Annotated in this window: 15 protein-coding genes; 9 read left to right on the top strand and 6 right to left on the bottom strand. The window is 64.4% G+C overall.

The features are described 5' to 3' along the window. Nucleotides 1-20 precede the first annotated feature (20 nt). From AB2B41_RS09610 to AB2B41_RS09595, 4 genes are all read left to right on the top strand, one after another. Entirely contained in the window at nt 21-1,340 is a 1,320-nt protein-coding gene (locus AB2B41_RS09610; RefSeq protein ID WP_367877565.1) for a uracil-xanthine permease family protein, read from the top strand. A 109-nt stretch (nt 1,341-1,449) separates the two neighbouring features. Then, on the top strand, nt 1,450-2,673 hold the full coding sequence (locus AB2B41_RS09605) for a urate hydroxylase PuuD (protein ID WP_367877564.1): 1,224 nt from the start codon (nt 1,450-1,452) through the stop codon (nt 2,671-2,673). A 122-nt stretch (nt 2,674-2,795) separates the two neighbouring features. Beyond that, nucleotides 2,796-4,640 (top strand): DNA mismatch repair endonuclease MutL, encoded by a 1,845-nt coding sequence (gene mutL, locus AB2B41_RS09600; RefSeq protein ID WP_367877563.1) that lies wholly within the window; start codon nt 2,796-2,798, stop codon nt 4,638-4,640. Continuing rightward, entirely contained in the window at nt 4,637-5,878 is a 1,242-nt protein-coding gene (locus AB2B41_RS09595; protein ID WP_367877562.1) for a DNA recombination protein RmuC, read from the top strand. Before mutL ends, AB2B41_RS09595 begins: the two co-directional genes overlap by 4 nt. A 20-nt stretch (nt 5,879-5,898) precedes the next feature. Here the strand turns inward: AB2B41_RS09595 and AB2B41_RS09590 are convergent, their stop codons facing one another. The 3 genes from AB2B41_RS09590 to AB2B41_RS09580 all read right to left on the bottom strand — a co-directional run bounded on the left by AB2B41_RS09590 (nt 5,899) and on the right by AB2B41_RS09580 (nt 8,193). Beyond that, a complete protein-coding gene (locus AB2B41_RS09590; RefSeq protein WP_367877561.1) occupies nt 5,899-6,858 on the bottom strand; it encodes a nuclear transport factor 2 family protein in 960 nt (319 codons plus the stop codon). Nucleotides 6,859-7,015: 157 nt separating this feature from the next. Further along, nucleotides 7,016-7,654, bottom strand: coding sequence for a ChrR family anti-sigma-E factor (locus AB2B41_RS09585; RefSeq protein ID WP_367877560.1), 639 nt, complete (start codon nt 7,652-7,654; stop codon nt 7,016-7,018). Between the two features lie 8 nt (nt 7,655-7,662). Further along, nucleotides 7,663-8,193 (bottom strand): sigma-70 family RNA polymerase sigma factor, encoded by a 531-nt coding sequence (locus AB2B41_RS09580; RefSeq protein WP_367877793.1) that lies wholly within the window; start codon nt 8,191-8,193, stop codon nt 7,663-7,665. 249 nt (nt 8,194-8,442) lie between these two features. Here AB2B41_RS09580 and AB2B41_RS09575 point away from each other — a divergent pair, with 249 nt between their 5' ends. The 5 genes from AB2B41_RS09575 to AB2B41_RS09555 are packed head-to-tail and all read left to right on the top strand — an operon-like array spanning nt 8,443 to nt 13,040. Continuing rightward, entirely contained in the window at nt 8,443-9,759 is a 1,317-nt protein-coding gene (locus tag AB2B41_RS09575) for an NAD(P)/FAD-dependent oxidoreductase (protein ID WP_420014285.1), read from the top strand. Beyond that, on the top strand, nt 9,756-10,514 hold the full coding sequence (locus AB2B41_RS09570) for a DUF1365 domain-containing protein (protein WP_367877558.1): 759 nt from the start codon (nt 9,756-9,758) through the stop codon (nt 10,512-10,514). The genes AB2B41_RS09575 and AB2B41_RS09570 overlap by 4 nt, the downstream gene beginning before the upstream one ends. Beyond that, a complete protein-coding gene (locus tag AB2B41_RS09565; RefSeq protein WP_367877557.1) occupies nt 10,511-11,749 on the top strand; it encodes an MFS transporter in 1,239 nt (412 codons plus the stop codon). The genes AB2B41_RS09570 and AB2B41_RS09565 overlap by 4 nt, the downstream gene beginning before the upstream one ends. Beyond that, a complete protein-coding gene (locus tag AB2B41_RS09560; RefSeq protein WP_367877556.1) occupies nt 11,749-12,312 on the top strand; it encodes a DUF3833 family protein in 564 nt (187 codons plus the stop codon). Before AB2B41_RS09565 ends, AB2B41_RS09560 begins: the two co-directional genes overlap by 1 nt. Continuing rightward, nucleotides 12,309-13,040, top strand: a complete 732-nt coding sequence (locus AB2B41_RS09555; protein WP_367877555.1) for an SDR family NAD(P)-dependent oxidoreductase — start codon at nt 12,309-12,311, stop codon at nt 13,038-13,040. The genes AB2B41_RS09560 and AB2B41_RS09555 overlap by 4 nt, the downstream gene beginning before the upstream one ends. Before the next feature lie 221 nt (nt 13,041-13,261). Here the strand turns inward: AB2B41_RS09555 and AB2B41_RS09550 are convergent, their stop codons facing one another. The 3 genes from AB2B41_RS09550 to AB2B41_RS09540 are packed head-to-tail and all read right to left on the bottom strand — an operon-like array spanning nt 13,262 to nt 15,600. After that, nucleotides 13,262-14,317 carry a saccharopine dehydrogenase gene (locus tag AB2B41_RS09550; protein ID WP_367877554.1) on the bottom strand — a complete coding sequence of 352 codons (1,056 nt, stop codon included), beginning with the start codon at nt 14,315-14,317 and terminating at the stop codon, nt 13,262-13,264. Further along, nucleotides 14,314-14,931 (bottom strand): glutathione S-transferase family protein, encoded by a 618-nt coding sequence (locus tag AB2B41_RS09545; protein WP_367877792.1) that lies wholly within the window; start codon nt 14,929-14,931, stop codon nt 14,314-14,316. Before AB2B41_RS09545 ends, AB2B41_RS09550 begins: the two co-directional genes overlap by 4 nt. A gap of 15 nt (nt 14,932-14,946) precedes the next feature. Continuing rightward, the gene (locus AB2B41_RS09540; RefSeq protein WP_367877553.1) at nt 14,947-15,600 is read right to left on the bottom strand and encodes a histidine phosphatase family protein; all 654 of its coding nucleotides are present in this window, start codon (nt 15,598-15,600) and stop codon (nt 14,947-14,949) included. Nucleotides 15,601-15,604: the final 4 nt, after the last annotated feature.

The raw sequence follows: 15,604 nt of genomic DNA, 5'->3' as shown, positions 1-15,604 counted from the left end.
GAAAAAGACAGGGACGGAACATGACACAAATGGACACGGGCGTGTATAGCGACCCGAACGAGACGCCACCGTTGGCGCAGGCGGTGCCCCTCGGCCTGCAGCACGTGCTGGCGATGTTCGCCTCCAACGTCACCCCCTCGATCATCGTGGCGGGCGCCGCTGGCCTCGCCTTCGGCGGACCCGAGCAGGTCTACCTCATCCAGATGGCGATGCTCTTTGCCGGCGTGGCAACGCTCTTCCAGACCGTGGGCTTCGGCCCTGTCGGCTCGCGGCTCCCGATCATGCAGGGCACCAGCTTTGCCTTCGTCGGCGTCCTCGCGGGCGTCGCGGCGACGCAAGGCCTCAGCGTGGCGCTCTCGGCATGTATCATCGGCGGCACGATCCATTTCCTGCTCGGTTCGGTCATCCGCCATCTGCGCTGGCTCTTCCCACCGCTTGTCACGGGGCTGGTGATCCTCGCCATCGGACTCTACCTCATCCCCGTGGCGATCAAATATGCCGCAGGCGGCGCCGCCCCATTCCAGATGGAGGCGGAAAGCTTCGGGTCGCTCATGCACTGGGCGGTGGCCCTTTCGGTCGTCGTCGTGGCCCTCGCGCTCAAGTTCTTCACCTCCGGCACCACCAGCAGCGCCGCCATCCTCATCGGCCTGATCGTGGGCTATATCCTCGCCTATCTCTTCGGCATGGTCAGCTTCGCTCCGGTGGCCAATGCCGCCTGGCTCACCGGCATCACACCCTTGCCCTATGGCTTCGAGTTCTCGCTCGGGGCCACGATCGCCGTCACACTGGTTTCCGTCGTCTCAGCCATCGAGACAGTGGGCGACACCTCCGCCACCACCAAGGCCGGCGCGGGCCGCGAGGCGACGGACGAGGAAATCGCCGGCGCCACCTACGCCGACGGCCTCGGCACGGCGGTGGCGGCGGTCTTCGGTGGCCTGCCAAACACATCCTTCAGCCAGAACGTCGGCATCGTCGGGATGACCGGCATCATGTCCCGCCACGTGGTCACCATCGGCGCGCTGGTCCTGATCCTCTGCGGCCTCGTGCCCAAGATCGGGGCCGTCATCGCCTCCATGCCGCTCCCGGTGCTGGGCGGCGGTGTGATCGTGATGTTCGGCATGGTCGCCGCAGCAGGCCTGAACGTGCTGACCGAAGTCACCATGAACCGCCGCAACATGGTGATCATCGCCGTCAGCCTTTCGGCGGGCCTTGGCCTCAACCTCGTGCCCACGGCAGTGCAATACCTCCCCGGCGTGGTGCAGACCTTGGCCACCTCCGCCGTCGCGCCCACCGCCCTCGTGGCAATCCTCCTGAACCTTCTCCTGCCCGACGAGGTCTGAACCCGGACGGGGCGGACGGCGCACCTCCGCCGCCCCTCTTTCTGGCCAAATAAAGTCCCCGCCGGAGGCCCCCGCCCGCAACCCGCGCCACGCCTGAAAAGGAGCACAGATGTACGACCTCGCCGTCATGGCCGCCTGGATCGAATTCGCGGTCCGCTGGACCCACGTCATCGTGGCCATCGCCTGGATCGGCTCATCCTTCTACTTCATCGCACTCGACCTCGGTCTGCACCGTGACCGCAACCTCGCCAGCGGCGCGGACGGCGAGGAATGGCAGGTCCACGGCGGCGGGTTCTACCACGTGCAGAAATACCTCGTGGCACCGGACAAGATGCCCGACGACCTCGTCTGGTTCAAATGGGAGAGCTATTCGACCTGGCTCTCCGGCTTCGCACTCCTGGTCCTCGTCTACTACTTCGGCGCCGACTTCTACCTTGTCGACCCCGCCGTCGCCGACATCGGCACGCCGCTGGCGATCCTGATCTCGCTCGCCTCCCTGGCCTTCGGCTGGCTCGCCTACGACCAGATCTGCAAGAGCAAATTCGGCGACGACAACACCCGCCTGATGCTCCTCCTTTACGTGATCCTCGTCGGCATGGCGTATTTCTACACCTCCGTCTTCTCGGGCCGCGCGGCGATGCTGCATCTCGGCGCCTTCACCGCCACGATCATGACGGCGAATGTCTTTTTCATCATCATGCCAAACCAGCGCATCGTGGTCGCGGACCTCAAGGCAGGGCGTGTGCCCGATGCCAAATACGGCAAGATCGCCAAGCAGCGCAGTACGCATAATAATTACCTGACGCTGCCCGTCCTCTTCCTGATGCTGTCGAACCACTACCCGCTGGCCTTCGCGTCCGAAGCCAACTGGATCATCGCCAGCCTGGTCTTCCTCATGGGCGTGACGATCCGGCAATATTTCAACACGATCCACGCGCGCAAGGGCGACCCGATCTGGACCTGGCTCGTGACCGCGATCCTCTTCATCGTGATCATGTGGCTCTCCACCGCGCCGATGTTCCGCGCCGAGGAACCGCAGGAAGCACGGGGCGCTGCCCTCAAATTCGCGCAGGCCGAGGGCTTCGACGAGGTCAAGAACATCGTCACCGGCCGCTGCTCCATGTGCCACGCGACAGAGCCCTTCTGGGAGGGCGTCCTCTGGCCCCCCAAGGGCGTGCGGCTCGAGACCGAGCACCAGATCGCCGCGGCGGCCACGCAAATCTACCTGCAATCGGGCCTCACCCACGCGATGCCTCCCGCGAACCTCAGCCTGATGCAACAGGAAGAACGCGACAAGATCGTCGCCTGGTACCGCGCGGCGACATCCGATTGAGGGAGGGTGGACGACACGTCCACCTTACGTTCCAGCCGTAGCACCCCCCGTAAGGTGGACGCCCCGTCCACCCTTACCGAATCGGGTTCAGTCCGACCCCACACCATGCTAGGTTTAGCGCCATGAGCGCCCCGAACCCCAATATAAGCGACATCCGCCCGGTGATCCGGCAACTCGACGAGGCCGCGATCAACCGCATCGCCGCCGGTGAAGTGGTCGAACGCCCCGCGTCGGCGGTCAAGGAACTGGTGGAAAACGCCATCGACGCGGGCGCGCGGCGGATCACCGTCGAAATCGCCGACGGCGGCAAGACCCTGATCCGCGTGACCGACGACGGCTGCGGCATCTCGGGCCCCGATCTGCCGCTCGCCCTCTCCCGCCACGCCACCTCCAAGATCGACGGAAGCGATCTTCTTAACATCCACACCTTCGGCTTCCGGGGCGAAGCACTCCCCTCCCTCGGCGCAGTGGGCCGTCTGACCATCCAGAGCCGCCCCCAAGGCGAGGAGGGCGCGGAAATCGCCGTCGCAGGCGGCCGCATGGATCCGGTCAAACCCGCAGCACTCAATGGCGGCACCGTCGTCACCCTGCGCGATCTCTTCTACGCCACACCCGCGCGGCTCAAGTTCCTGCGCACCGACCGGGCCGAGGGGCAGGCGATCACGGACGTGATCAAACGCCTCGCCATGGCCGAACCCTTCATCGCCTTCACCCTGCGCGATGCCTCGGGCGACGGCGCGGGCCGCGACGTCTTCCGCGTCCAAGCCGAACAGGGCGACCTCTTCGACGCCCTCCACGGACGCCTGAGCGAAGTTCTCGGTCGCGAGTTCGCCGAAAACGCCCTGCCCATCGACGCCACCCGCGAGGGCCTGCACCTCACAGGCTTCGCCGCCCTCCCCACTTACTCGCGCGGCTCGCCGGTCGCCCAATATCTCTTTGTCAACGGCCGCCCCGTCCGCGACAAGCTGCTGATCGGTGCCCTGCGCGGAGCCTACCACGACTTCCTCAGCCGTGACCGCCACCCCGCCGCCGCGCTCTTCATCGACTGCGACCCCACGCTCGTCGACGTCAACGTCCACCCCGCCAAGTCCGAAGTCCGCTTCCGCGACCCCGGCCTCGCGCGCGGGCTCATCGTCTCGGCCCTCCGCCACGCGCTGGCAGAGGCAGGCCACCGCGCCTCCACAACCGTCGCCGGGGCGACACTCGGGGCGATGCAGCCCGAACCCGTCGGCGCGCGCGTCTACCAGATGGACCGCCCCTCGCTGGGCGCGCGGCACGCCGCGCATCAGGCGCAATCACCGGGTTTCGCCGAAACAACAACCCCTTGGGGACGGGTGACGCCCCCTGCCGAGGAGGTCTCGCCAGAGGTCGAGGAAACCCCGCAGGACTTCCCCCTCGGCACCGCGCGCGGACAGGTGCACGAGAATTACATCATCGCCCAGACCGCCACCGGTATGGTGATCGTCGACCAGCACGCCGCCCACGAACGCCTCGTCTACGAAAAGCTGAAACGCCAGATGTCCGAGAACGGCGTCGCCGCCCAGGCGCTTCTGATCCCAGAGATCGTGGAGCTTTCGGCAGGCGATTGCGCGCGCCTGCTCGACATGGCCCCAGACCTCGCCCGCTTTGGCCTGGGCATCGAAGCCTTCGGCGGCAGCGCAATCGCCGTGCGCGAAACCCCCGCGATCCTCGGCGAGGTCAACGCCCGCGGACTCCTCCTCGATATCCTCGACGAACTTGCCGACCAGAATGACAGCACCCTGCTGCAATCCAGGCTCGAGGCCATCCTCAGCCGCATCGCCTGCCACGGCTCCATCCGCTCGGGCCGCTGGATGCGCGCCGAGGAGATGAATGCGCTGCTGCGCGAGATGGAGGCGACACCCCATTCCGGCCAGTGCAACCACGGACGGCCGACCTACGTGGAACTGAAACTCAAGGACATCGAAAGGCTCTTCGGCAGGACATGATCGAGATCGGCGGACAAAGCTACGCATGGGACGACCCCGTTGTCCTCGCCACCCTCGCGGGCGGCGCGCTGATGCTGCTCATCCTGATCCTGCTGATCATGGCCGTCCGCGGCACCGCCCGCTCCGCCCGCATGGCTGCCCCCCTCGGCCAGCAACTCCAGCTTCTCGGCGGCCAAGTCCAGCAACTCGCCACGCATCAGGCGCAGTTGCAGGGCAGCCTCCAGAACGTCTCGGACACGCAAGCCAGCGCCCAAATGCAGATGATCCAGACGGTCGAGGCGCGGCTTGCCACTGTGCAACAGCAGATGCAGGACCGCCTTGCCGACAACGCCGCCAAATCCGCGCGCGCACTCTCCGAGATGCAGGAGCGCATGAACCAGACGCTTCACGGCACCTCCAAACAGACCACCACCAGCCTCACGCAATTGCAGGAACGCCTCGCCGCCATCGACAAGGCGCAGGACAATATCACCAAACTCTCGGGCGACGTGCTCAGCCTTCAGGACATCCTCAGCAACAAGCAAACGCGCGGCTCCTTTGGCGAGATCCAACTGCGCGACATCGTCTCCAAGGCGCTCCCCGCGAACGCTTACGCCCTGCAAGCGACTCTCTCGAACGGCAAGCGCCCCGATTGCCTGATCCACCTGCCGAACCCGCCGGGCCCCATCGTCATCGACAGCAAATTCCCGCTGGAAGCCTACGAGGCGCTGCGCGCCGCCGAGACCGACCACCAGCTTAAGGAAGCCGTGCGCGCGATAAAGGTGGCCGTGCGCAAGCACATCGACGACATCGCCGAGAAATACATCATCGAGGGCGAGACCGCCGACGGCGCCCTGATGTTCCTGCCCTCCGAGGCGGTCTATGCCGAACTGCACGCCAACTTCGGCGAACTCACCCGCTACGGTTTCGAAAAACGCGTCTGGATCGTCTCGCCCACCACCTGCATGGCGACGCTCAACACCATGCGCGCAATCCTCAAGGACGCGCGGATGCGCGAACAGGCGGGTGCCATTCGCAAGGAGCTGAGCGCGCTCCATGGGGACGTGGAGCGGCTTGTCACCCGCGTCGGCAACCTGGATCGTCACTTCGGTCAGGCGCGTAAGGACGTGGACGAGATCATGATCTCGTCTGAAAAGGCCGCCAAGCGGGCAGGGCGGCTGCACAACTTCGATTTTGAGGAACTGGAGGGCGAGACGACCAAGACGAACGTCCTGCCGCTTGCCAAGTCGGACGGCTAACGCAAAGCTTCTGCCGCCACCTATGCCAGCCGGAAAACGGTGTGCAGGCCGTCGAGGCCCTCAAGCTCCACTGACGTCTCCTCGATAAACCGGAACGCTCCTGCCTCGCCAACCCTCGCGCGCGTGGCGTCCGAAACCCTGATCTCTCCGGGGGCCGCAAGGGCTGCAATCCGCGCCGCCTTGTTGACGACGGTGCCAAAGAAATCGTCCTTCGTCTGAACCACGTTGCCGGTGTGAATCCCGATGCGCAGAGCGATTGCAGGGCCGTCCGACCGCTCTGTCGCGTCCATGATCGCCTGCGCCGCGCTGAGCGCGCTTGCGGGGTCGGGAAAGCTCGACATGGTCCCGTCGCCCAGCGATTTCACAAACTGACCGCCTACTTCTTCGATGCAGCCGCGCAGCTCATCGAAGTGCCGCGCCACCTCCGCAGACCACAGGCGGTCCCCCAGCACGGAGGCAAGCCGGGACGAATTGACGATGTCGGTGAACATGATCGAGGCAAAGCCTTCGCGCTGGTCCAGCGCGAACCCCTTGCGCGCGGCGGCGACAAGATCGGCAATCACGGTCTGTTCGTAGCCGACGAATTCCACGTTCGGGATGGGCACAGACCCATGTCGGTGCACGATCTTCCAGACCCCGGCTTCAAGCTCGAGTATCAGCGTCGTTCGCACATTGAATATGCGGTCCGGCTGATGGGCAAAAACGATTTCGTGCGTCAGGCAGGACCAGCCGGTTTCACCGTTCTCGAAGGCTTCTGCAAAGGTTTCATCGTGCCTCAGCAAAGTCGGGTTGCCGCCGAAGAACGCGGCTACGCCTTCGCGCACGGCGTTGCCAGCCCAAAGCTCTCCTTCTCCGGTGCCGACAAACCGCAGATGGTCCTGCTCCGACATGAGGTTACGAAGCTCCGTCCCCCTGCGGTACTGGATCGCGTCGATCCAGCGCCGGGACACAGCCAGCACTTCGGGCGACGGTCGTGTCACCTTGCCCCGCCCATCCGGAAAAATTGTCCTGCGCAGATTTGCCTGAACATCCGAACCCTCTGGACCCGCACCATGTCTGTGGGGTCTCTGGCAAAACCCTAACATGGAAAGAATGCCAGTGGTAACCGCGTCGCTCGAAGATAAGGGCCTGAGGCCCTCAAAGCCGCGCGAACTTCTGGGCGATCTTCGGCAGGAAGCTCTTGAACTTCAACGGCGCATCAGTGACGGCGAGACAGATGCAATCCTCGCCGATGTCCGCCACCGGCGTATGCGACACCGACCCATCCGCCACCTCGATATCGCCACGGGCAAAGCGGTCGTCCTCGTCCATGAAGGCCCCCTGCAGCACCAGCGTCATCTCCATGCCTTCGTGGCTGTGATCGGGGATCGCGGTGCCCGCCGGGATCATCAAGAGCCGCGCGGTCGCGCTGCTGGATGTCGGCAGGATCGCCTGTTTCACGCCCATGCCGACGGGACGCCAGCGTACGGCGTCCAAATCGCCGCCCAGGTAGCTTTGCACCGGTTGTGGCAACGCGCCCTTCGCGGGTGTGGTCCGTTCTTCGACCGCTTCGCGATCAAGCCGCGCCAGCGTTTGCGTCAGGCTATCGGCAGCCATTGCGGACGCCTCCGCGGTTTCCAATACCGCGCCGCCGACGCTGTTATAACTTTCGACCACCGCGCGGCAGTCGTCGCACAGCGACACATGCGCCGCGACGATCAGGTTGAACGCCTCGGGCAGGTTGCCTGCGGCATAGGCCAGAAGGGTCTCTTCTTGAAGGTGATGTTTGATACTCATCGTTGTCGTCACTTCATGAGATAGCGCAGGCGGTCCAGCGCCAGTCGGATACGGGATTTGATCGTGCCAAGCGGCAGACCGGTGAGGCTTGCGATCTCGGACTGGGTGAGATCGCCGAAATAGGCTTTTTCAATCAGGTCGCGCTGCTGTTCCGGCAGCGCCTTCAGCGCTTCGACCAAAAGTGCACTTTCCTGCTGCAACCCGATCACTTCGGCCTGGTCGGGTTCGGGCTCCGGCCCCCAGGGCAGATCCTCGGGCTCGGGCCGGTTCTCGCGGCGCAGCATGTCGATACGGCGGTTGCGGGCGATGGTGAATATCCAGGTGGCGACCGAAGCGCGGCGCGGATCGAACTGATCGGCCTTGCGCCAGAGCGTCGTCATCACATCCTGCGCGCATTCCTCGGCAGTCGTCGCGTCAGCCCCGGATTTCATCAGGAAGCCTTTTACCCGCGGCGCGAAATGCGTGAACAGATCGGCGAACGCGGCCTTGTCCCGGTCATCGCGGACCCGCTTCATGAGTGCGACCCAATCGGGTTCCATATCGGATTTGGCCTTGCCCGGGGACGGCTGCTTGCTCACCGTGCGCATTTGGGGTGCACGGGGTATCGGGGGCCATCCCGTTCCCCCGAAGGTGCGCCCTGCGCTTTCTGATACCTGAACTAGCATGAACGTCTTACGCGGCAAAAGACCCGTCAGATCAAAAATAATTCCACGATTTTTTAAATCTGGCCGCCGGGGTGCCCCGTATTACATCCAACGCAATCGAAACGAACAGGACGCGACGACCCTATGCCATTCGAAGACCCACGCCTCGGCCACCAAGGCCCGCACATGCGCCGCAACATTGCCGTGATCGGCGCTGGCATTTCCGGAATGGGTGCCGCGCATATGCTGGCACCCCAGCACGACGTGACCCTGTTCGAGGCGGGCAAGCGGTTGGGTGGCCACGCCCGCACGGTGATCGCTGGCAAGAACGGCGATCAGCCGGTCGATACCGGCTTCATCGTGTTCAACTACGCCAATTATCCGCATCTCGCCGCCCTGTTCGACGAATTGGATGTGCCAGTCGTCAAATCCAACATGAGCTTTGGTGCATCGATCGACGGCGGCCGGCTGGAATACGCGCTGCACGGGGCGGACGCTTTCTTTGCGCAGCGTAAGAACGCGCTGAACCCCTCCTTCATCCGCATGCTGCGCGACATCTTCAAGTTCAACAAGAATGCCCTGAGCGTCGCCAATGACCGCTCGCTGACCATCGGTGAATTCCTCGAAGTGCTGGGTACCGGCCGCTACTTCCGCGACTACTACCTCTCGCCGCTCTCCGGTGCGATCTGGTCGACGCCTACCGAAAAGATCATGGATTTCCCCGCCCACGCCATGGTCCAGTTCTTCGAAAACCACGCGCTGCTGAATTACTCGGGCCAGCACCAGTGGTATACGGTGCAGGGCGGCTCGCAGAACTATGTCACCCGGCTCGAGGCCGCTATGCGCCGCAACCGCGTGGACATCCGCCTCAGCGCCGCCGTGCAGGGCGTGCGCCGCACGCCCTTCGGCGTCGAGGTCAAGACATGGGGCGGCGAATGGGAAGCCTTCGACGAGGTGATCTTCGCCACTCACTCAGACGACAGCCTTGCGATGCTGACCGACGCCGATCCGGTGGAGAAACAGGCGCTGGGTGCGATCAAGTACCAGCCCAACGACATCACGCTCCACGCTGACGCGCGCATGATGCCCAAGCGGCGCAAGACCTGGGCCTCCTGGGTCTACACCGAGGACCGCGATGCGGCTTCCGACCGGATTGACCTGACCTACTGGATGAACTCCTTGCAGCCCATCCCGATGGACGACCTGCATTTCGTGACGCTCAACACCAAGCGCACGATTCGCGAGGAGCTGATCTACGATCAGGTCACGCTGCGCCACCCGGTCTACGACCTTGAGGCATTGGCTGCCCAGAAGGTCGTGGCCGAGCATAACGGTACCCGCAACACGTGGTTCTGCGGTGCTTGGATGCGGCACGGCTTCCACGAGGACGGGTTGGCCAGCGCCGTGGACGTGGTTGAGGCCATCACCGCCGCCCAGCCGATGGCGATTGCTGCCGAATGACACAAACCGTCGATCATATCGCGGGCCACACCTATCACGGGCGCAAGGGGGCGGTGGAGAACGCTTTTCGCTACTCCATCGACTACGTGCTCTGCGACGCCGAGGCGCAGTTGCGCACGCCCGCGCTTTTTAGTCGCAACCGCGCCGGGCTGACCTCTCTTCAGGACAGCGACCACGGTGGCGCGCCGGGGCAGGGCAGGGGTGCCGCGTGGGTGCGCGACGTGCTGCGCGAACATGGCATCGAGGGGGTAGAGAAAATCGAACTCCTCGCCCAGCCCCGCGTGCTGGGCCATGTCTTCAACCCGGTCAGCTTCTGGCTCTGCCGCGATGCGGGCGGAGCGCTGATCGCCGTGATCTCCGAGGTCACGAACACCTACGGTGACCGCCACAGCTATCTTTGCCACCACGCTGACCAGCGCCCGATCCTGCCGCAGGACCACCTGCAGGCGACCAAGATCTTCCACGTCTCCCCCTTCCAGCCCATCGAAGGCGGCTACACCTTCCGCTTCGACATCACCGACGACCGCATCGGCGTCTGGATCGACTACACCGCGGGCAACGGCGGGCTCATCGCGACCCTCACGGGCAAGCGCCGCCCCCTGACCAACACCGGCATCCTGCGCGCCATGCTGCGCCGCCCACTTGGCGCGCGGCGCGTGCTCGCTTTGATCCACTGGCAAGCGCTGAAACTGTGGTGGAAAGGGGCCAAGTTCCGCCCCCGTCCCGAACCGCCACAGGAAGAAGTCACCCAGTGAACGAGGCCATTCGGCAGCGCCTTCCCTCCTACGCACTCTTCGCCGCCCTGCTGTCGGCGGCGGGTTTGCCGATCTATATCCACGCGCCCAAGTTCTACGTCGACGAATACGGCGTCTCGCTCGCCGCATTGGGGTCGGTGCTCTTCGGCCTGCGGCTTTTCGACGTGATACAGGACCCGGTGCTGGGGCGGCTGTCCGAGAAACTACGCCACCGCCGGGGCCTTGCCGTTATACTGGGTGCCTCTGTCATGGCTGCCGCGATGGTCGGGCTTTTCGGGATCGACCCGCCGGTCGATCCGCTGATCTGGTTCATCGCCATGCTGACACTGGTCTTCTCCGGCTTCAGTTTCCTGACCATCTGCTTCTACGCACAAGGCGTCGCCAAGGCGGACAGTATGGCGGGCAAGGGCCATCTGTCGCTTGCCCGCTGGCGCGAGACCGGGGCGCTTCTGGGGGTCTGCGTGGCCTCGGTGGCGCCGGTCGCGCTGGGCGTGGTGATGGGCGCGCCCTTTGCGGGGTTCGCGGCTGGCTTTGCGGTCCTGGCGCTGGCGGCGGTGCTGGCCATGTCGGGGGAATGGAAGGACACCGGCTTGCCTGCCTCCGCCGGTTTCGGCACCGTGCTTTCCGACCCGCTGGCGCGCAAGCTTCTGATGATTGCGCTTGTCAACGCGGCCCCCGTTGCCGTCAGCTCGACCCTCTTTCTCTTCTACGTCGAGATCGCGCTGCAGGCACCCGGCTGGGAAGGGCCGCTGCTCTTGCTGTTCTTTTTGTCGGCGGCAGCGGCGGCACCCTTCTGGGGAATGCTGGCCGAGCGCTACGGCCCGAAGCCTGTGCTGCTGGCCGCCATGGTGCTCGGTATCCTGTCTTTCGGCGGCGCGCTCTTTCTGGGTGCGGGCGATCAATGGCTGTTCGCTGTGGTCTGCCTCGCCTCGGGCGCGGTGCTGGGGGCGGACCTGACCCTGCTGCCCGCGATGTTCGCAACACGGATGGCAAAAATCTCGCCGTCGGCCGCCGAGGGCTTTGGTCTGTGGTCATTTGTCTCGAAGTTCACATTGGCTTTGGCCGCCGTCGCGCTACTTCCTCTGCTTGAGAGCGCAGGTCTCGAAACGGGATCGCAGGAAAGCCCGCCCGAGGCGGTGCGCCTGCTTGTCCTTCTTTATGCCGGTGTGCCCTGCGTACTGAAACTGATTGCAATCGCGCTGCTGAGCAGCGCCAGGGGAATGGAGGACGCCTGATGGAAACACTGATTTTGATCATGTTCGGCGTCCTGATCGCGATTGGCGGGGTGATCCTGCGCCGCCGTTTTGCCGAGTTCTACGGTCAGAGCATCGAGGACTACGAAGATGGCTTTCCGACCTTCGACATCCAGCAGCACCTCAACGGCAAGATGGTCTGCGAGGGGGTCATCTTTGGCCCGATGGGGCGGGTGACCAGTACCTTCGTCGCGGATTTCGACATCAACTGGGACGGTGACCGCGGCGTCATGGACGAACTGTTCCGCTACAACGACGGCTCCACCCAGAAACGCCAGTGGATCATCACGATGGGCAAGGATGGCCATTTCATCACCGAGGCCGAGGATGTGCCGGGCGGCGGCCGGGGTGTGCAGGCGGGGCCAGCGGTGCAGATGCGTTACGCCATTCGGCTGCCCGAGGAGTCCGGTGGGCACGTGCTCAAGACAGTGGACTGGATGTACCTCACGCCCGACGAGGTGATCGTGAACCGCAGCCAGTTCCGCAAGTTCGGCTTCAAGGTGGCCGAGCTTGTCGCAACCATCCGCCCGGTGGAGGCCGCATGAGAAACTGGCAGGGAAAACGCTACTGGCTTGTCGGCGCGAGCGACGGCCTGGGTGAAGCACTCGCCCACAAGCTCAGCCGTGCAGGGGCGGAGGTGATCGTCTCCGCCCGCTCCGAGGACAAGCTGAAAAAGGTGGTCGAGGCACTGCCCGGCAAGGCCAGCTACAAGACTGTCGATGTCTCGGACAACGACAGCGTCATCGCGGCGGCCAAGGCAGTGGGAGAGGTTGACGGCGTTGTCTACCTCGCCGGGGTTTACTGGCCCTTCAGCGCCAAAGAATGGGACGCCGATCAGGCCAACGCCATGGCGGACATCAACTTCACCGGCCTCATGCGCACCATGGGCCAGGTTGTCCCGCCCATGGTCGCCCGCGACAAGGGCCACATCGTCATCACCTCCAGCCTGACGGGCTTTCGCGGTCTGCCCGGCTCCATCGGCTACACCGCCTCCAAGGCAGGCACCATGAGCCTTGCCGAATGCATGTACGCCGACCTGCGCAAGACCGGTGTGCAAGTGCAGGTGATCAACCCCGGTTTCATCAAGACACAGCTGACGGACAAGAACGACTTCCGCATGCCCTTCCTGATGGAACCCGAAGAGGCCGCGCAGGCGGTTTTCGAGCACATCAGCGGCGACAAGTTCAAGAAAAGCTTCCCTTGGTTGTTCTCACTGGTCTTCCGGCTCAGCCAGTTTCTGCCGGACGCGCTCTACTACCGGATTTTCAGCTAGCTCGAAGTCGTAGAAAGGCGCTGCGGGGCCCTCCAAAACCAGCAGCGGTTTCGCACCCACCCTCGCGCGCGGCCTGCCTGACATGGGACCGGACGCTTCCCAAGAGAAATCATCGTATCCCCTGAAGGGGCCCCTCGAGGATTTCTCTTGGCAACCGCCCGGTCCCCTGTCCGCCTGTCCTCACGCAAGGGCGGCTCCGAAACCATGGCAGGTGATGGCGGTCAAGCCTTTGACAGGTGGTCTCTGAATAGCCCTTCCGCTCGCGCCCAGACGCCGTCGGGGTCGCCCTTGAGCGCCTTCAGCGTCGGCAAGAGTTGTGCGGCGTAATCCTTCGAGCTTTCCAGCGGCAGCATCGACGGCAGGTTGTCGATCGCCATCACGTCGAGAGGCGGCGCGTCATGCACCCGCCGCGCCGGTGCCTCCCAGCATGTCACGCGGTCATAGACCGGGACCGGATTGAAAGCGCTGTCCGGATCGCAGGCGATATCGCCAATGACGCTGAGCCGGCGCTTTGCAGTCAGTGCGTTCTTCGGCACGAAAACGGGCGTCTGCGGCCCCGCAAGGATGCAGTTGAGAAAGATATCGTGCTCGAGGATTTCCGGAAACGGCCCCCCATGTGCCGTCTCGGCCATGTCCCAGCCCGTCACAGGCACATCCATGGCGCGGCACAGATCGGCGGCCCCGTTCCCCACACGCCCCAAGGCCCCGATGATCAGCGCGGTGGGCGGCTTGCCGTCCCCAAGCTCCTGCTTCAGCGCCTTCTTCATCTCCTCGGCGTTCGCATAAGGGGCCACCGCCCCACAGATCGCACCCTGCTGCTGCGCCGCCCAGCACTTCAGCGACACCGCCGCCCCCGCAAAGCCCGCCCAGTAGCCAAAGGCCGCCACCCGGCGGCCCTTCTCATCCGTCAGATACTCCAGGTCCAGCAGCTTCCCGCCGCCCGCCTTGAACCGCTTCAGCAACCGCTGCCCCGCCGACTGCCCCTTGAACGCATGGCCGAACATGATGTGCCGATGCCTGAGCGGCGTGCCATCGTCCGGCAGTTCCTTCAGACCAAAGACAATCGCCCCCTCCGGCGCATCCGGCCAGCTGTGCGCGGGCACAATCGCGCAACCTGTGGCACGATAGGCCTCCGTCGCAATCACACGGCTCTCCGAGGCCTCGACCGAAACCGCGAACCCCTCTGCCATCAGCGCCGCAACCCCGTCGGGCGTGATCCCTACGCGGGTTTCGTTGTCGCGCTGCTCGGCCCGGACCCAGAGGTGCGGCGCGCTCACAGCATCCCCTTGGCGCGTACCGCCTTGACGCTCTCCCGCGCCTCCATCCGTGCAAGGAATGCCTCGATGCGCTGATAATCCGCCACCGTCACCTTATCCCCCGCCAGCCAGTTGCAGACTATGAACAAATACGGATCGGCCACCGAGAACGCATCGCCAAGAACGAAATCCCCCCGCAGACAATGCGCCTCGACGTATGCCGCGCAGGCTGCCATCGTCTCCGGCACCTTCGCCGCCATATCGTCGAAACTTTCCTGCCGGTCCGCCCAGCGTGTCCCGCGCATCTTGTGCGCATGGGCCACATGCATCGTCGAGGCGAGGTAGTACATCACGCTGCGCATATGCGCAGCCTCCTCGATGTCCGAGGGGACCAGCCCCGTCTCCGGCTTCAGCGCGGCCAGATAGTCGAGGATCGCCCCCGTTTCCGTCAGAATGCTCCCGTTCACCAGCACCAGCGCTGGCACCCGGCCCTTGGGGTTGATTTCCAGATAGGGCGCCTTGGTCTGCTCGGCACTGGCGAAATCAACCTTCACCGGGTCATACGCGATCCCCGCCTCATGCAGGGCAATCGCCACGGCAATCGAGATCGTACCAGTGGCAAAGTAAAGCTTCATCATCGTCAGAACCTTTCAGATATGGGTTTGCGCTTGCCGCCGGTCCGGCCTGTCCAGGTGCGGCACCGCGTTGAAGAGCACCGGCGACCAATGCCCGCCGATGGGAAAAAGCCGGTGCATGGAGGTATGCATGATCGCCAGCGCCACCCGCGCCTGTGCCGGGATATCAAGGCCCATCGCCTGCGCCATGGCCATGGCAATGAGGCCGCCCGAGGTGACGACCAGCGCCGGACCGGGCTCTGCCGCGATCTCCTGCAGGGCGTCTTCCACCCTTGTGTGAAATTCATCCCAGGTCTCCGGCGCGCCCTCCAGCTTTCCGTCCCGCCAATAGGTGAAGACCGTCGGCAGATGCGTGGAAAACGCTCCTTGCTCATGCGGAAAGGGGATGCCGTGCTGATCCTCCAGAAGCTGCGCCATGGTGAAATATTCCAGCTCATTCAGCCGCGCATCGCGCACGGGCTCGATCTCCATCCCCATGCTGTTCGCGGTTTCCTGATGCCGGGTCAGCGTCCCGGTGAACAACCGGCTGTGATGGTTCGCCGTCTCTTGCAGATGCTCCCCAAGCCAAGCCGCTTGCCTGTGGCCGAGATCGCTCAGCTTGTCATAGCTTTCCTCGTCGGTCGCGGTGGAATTGGCCTGGCCGTGGCGAATGAGCGTGATGTGGGACATGAGG

The sequence above is a fragment of the Sulfitobacter sediminis genome, assembly GCF_040811725.1.
Lineage (GTDB): Bacteria > Pseudomonadota > Alphaproteobacteria > Rhodobacterales > Rhodobacteraceae > Sulfitobacter > Sulfitobacter sediminis.
The sequence above is the reverse complement of the archived record's forward strand: the minus strand, read 5'-3'. Positions and strand labels throughout refer to the sequence as shown.

What these genes read in the sequence shown, in the direction of transcription:
- AB2B41_RS09610 (WP_367877565.1), top strand. Translation starts at nt 21, where the DNA reads ATGACACAAATGGACACGGGCGTGTATAGCGACCCGAACGAGACGCCA.
- AB2B41_RS09605 (WP_367877564.1), top strand. Translation starts at nt 1,450, where the DNA reads ATGTACGACCTCGCCGTCATGGCCGCCTGGATCGAATTCGCGGTCCGC.
- mutL (WP_367877563.1), top strand. Translation starts at nt 2,796, where the DNA reads ATGAGCGCCCCGAACCCCAATATAAGCGACATCCGCCCGGTGATCCGG.
- AB2B41_RS09595 (WP_367877562.1), top strand. Translation starts at nt 4,637, where the DNA reads ATGATCGAGATCGGCGGACAAAGCTACGCATGGGACGACCCCGTTGTC.
- AB2B41_RS09585 (WP_367877560.1), bottom strand. Translation starts at nt 7,654, where the DNA reads ATGAGTATCAAACATCACCTTCAAGAAGAGACCCTTCTGGCCTATGCC.
- AB2B41_RS09580 (WP_367877793.1), bottom strand. Translation starts at nt 8,193, where the DNA reads ATGGAACCCGATTGGGTCGCACTCATGAAGCGGGTCCGCGATGACCGG.
- AB2B41_RS09575 (WP_420014285.1), top strand. Translation starts at nt 8,443, where the DNA reads ATGCCATTCGAAGACCCACGCCTCGGCCACCAAGGCCCGCACATGCGC.
- AB2B41_RS09570 (WP_367877558.1), top strand. Translation starts at nt 9,756, where the DNA reads ATGACACAAACCGTCGATCATATCGCGGGCCACACCTATCACGGGCGC.
- AB2B41_RS09560 (WP_367877556.1), top strand. Translation starts at nt 11,749, where the DNA reads ATGGAAACACTGATTTTGATCATGTTCGGCGTCCTGATCGCGATTGGC.
- AB2B41_RS09555 (WP_367877555.1), top strand. Translation starts at nt 12,309, where the DNA reads ATGAGAAACTGGCAGGGAAAACGCTACTGGCTTGTCGGCGCGAGCGAC.
- AB2B41_RS09545 (WP_367877792.1), bottom strand. Translation starts at nt 14,931, where the DNA reads ATGAAGCTTTACTTTGCCACTGGTACGATCTCGATTGCCGTGGCGATT.
- AB2B41_RS09540 (WP_367877553.1), bottom strand. Translation starts at nt 15,600, where the DNA reads ATGTCCCACATCACGCTCATTCGCCACGGCCAGGCCAATTCCACCGCG.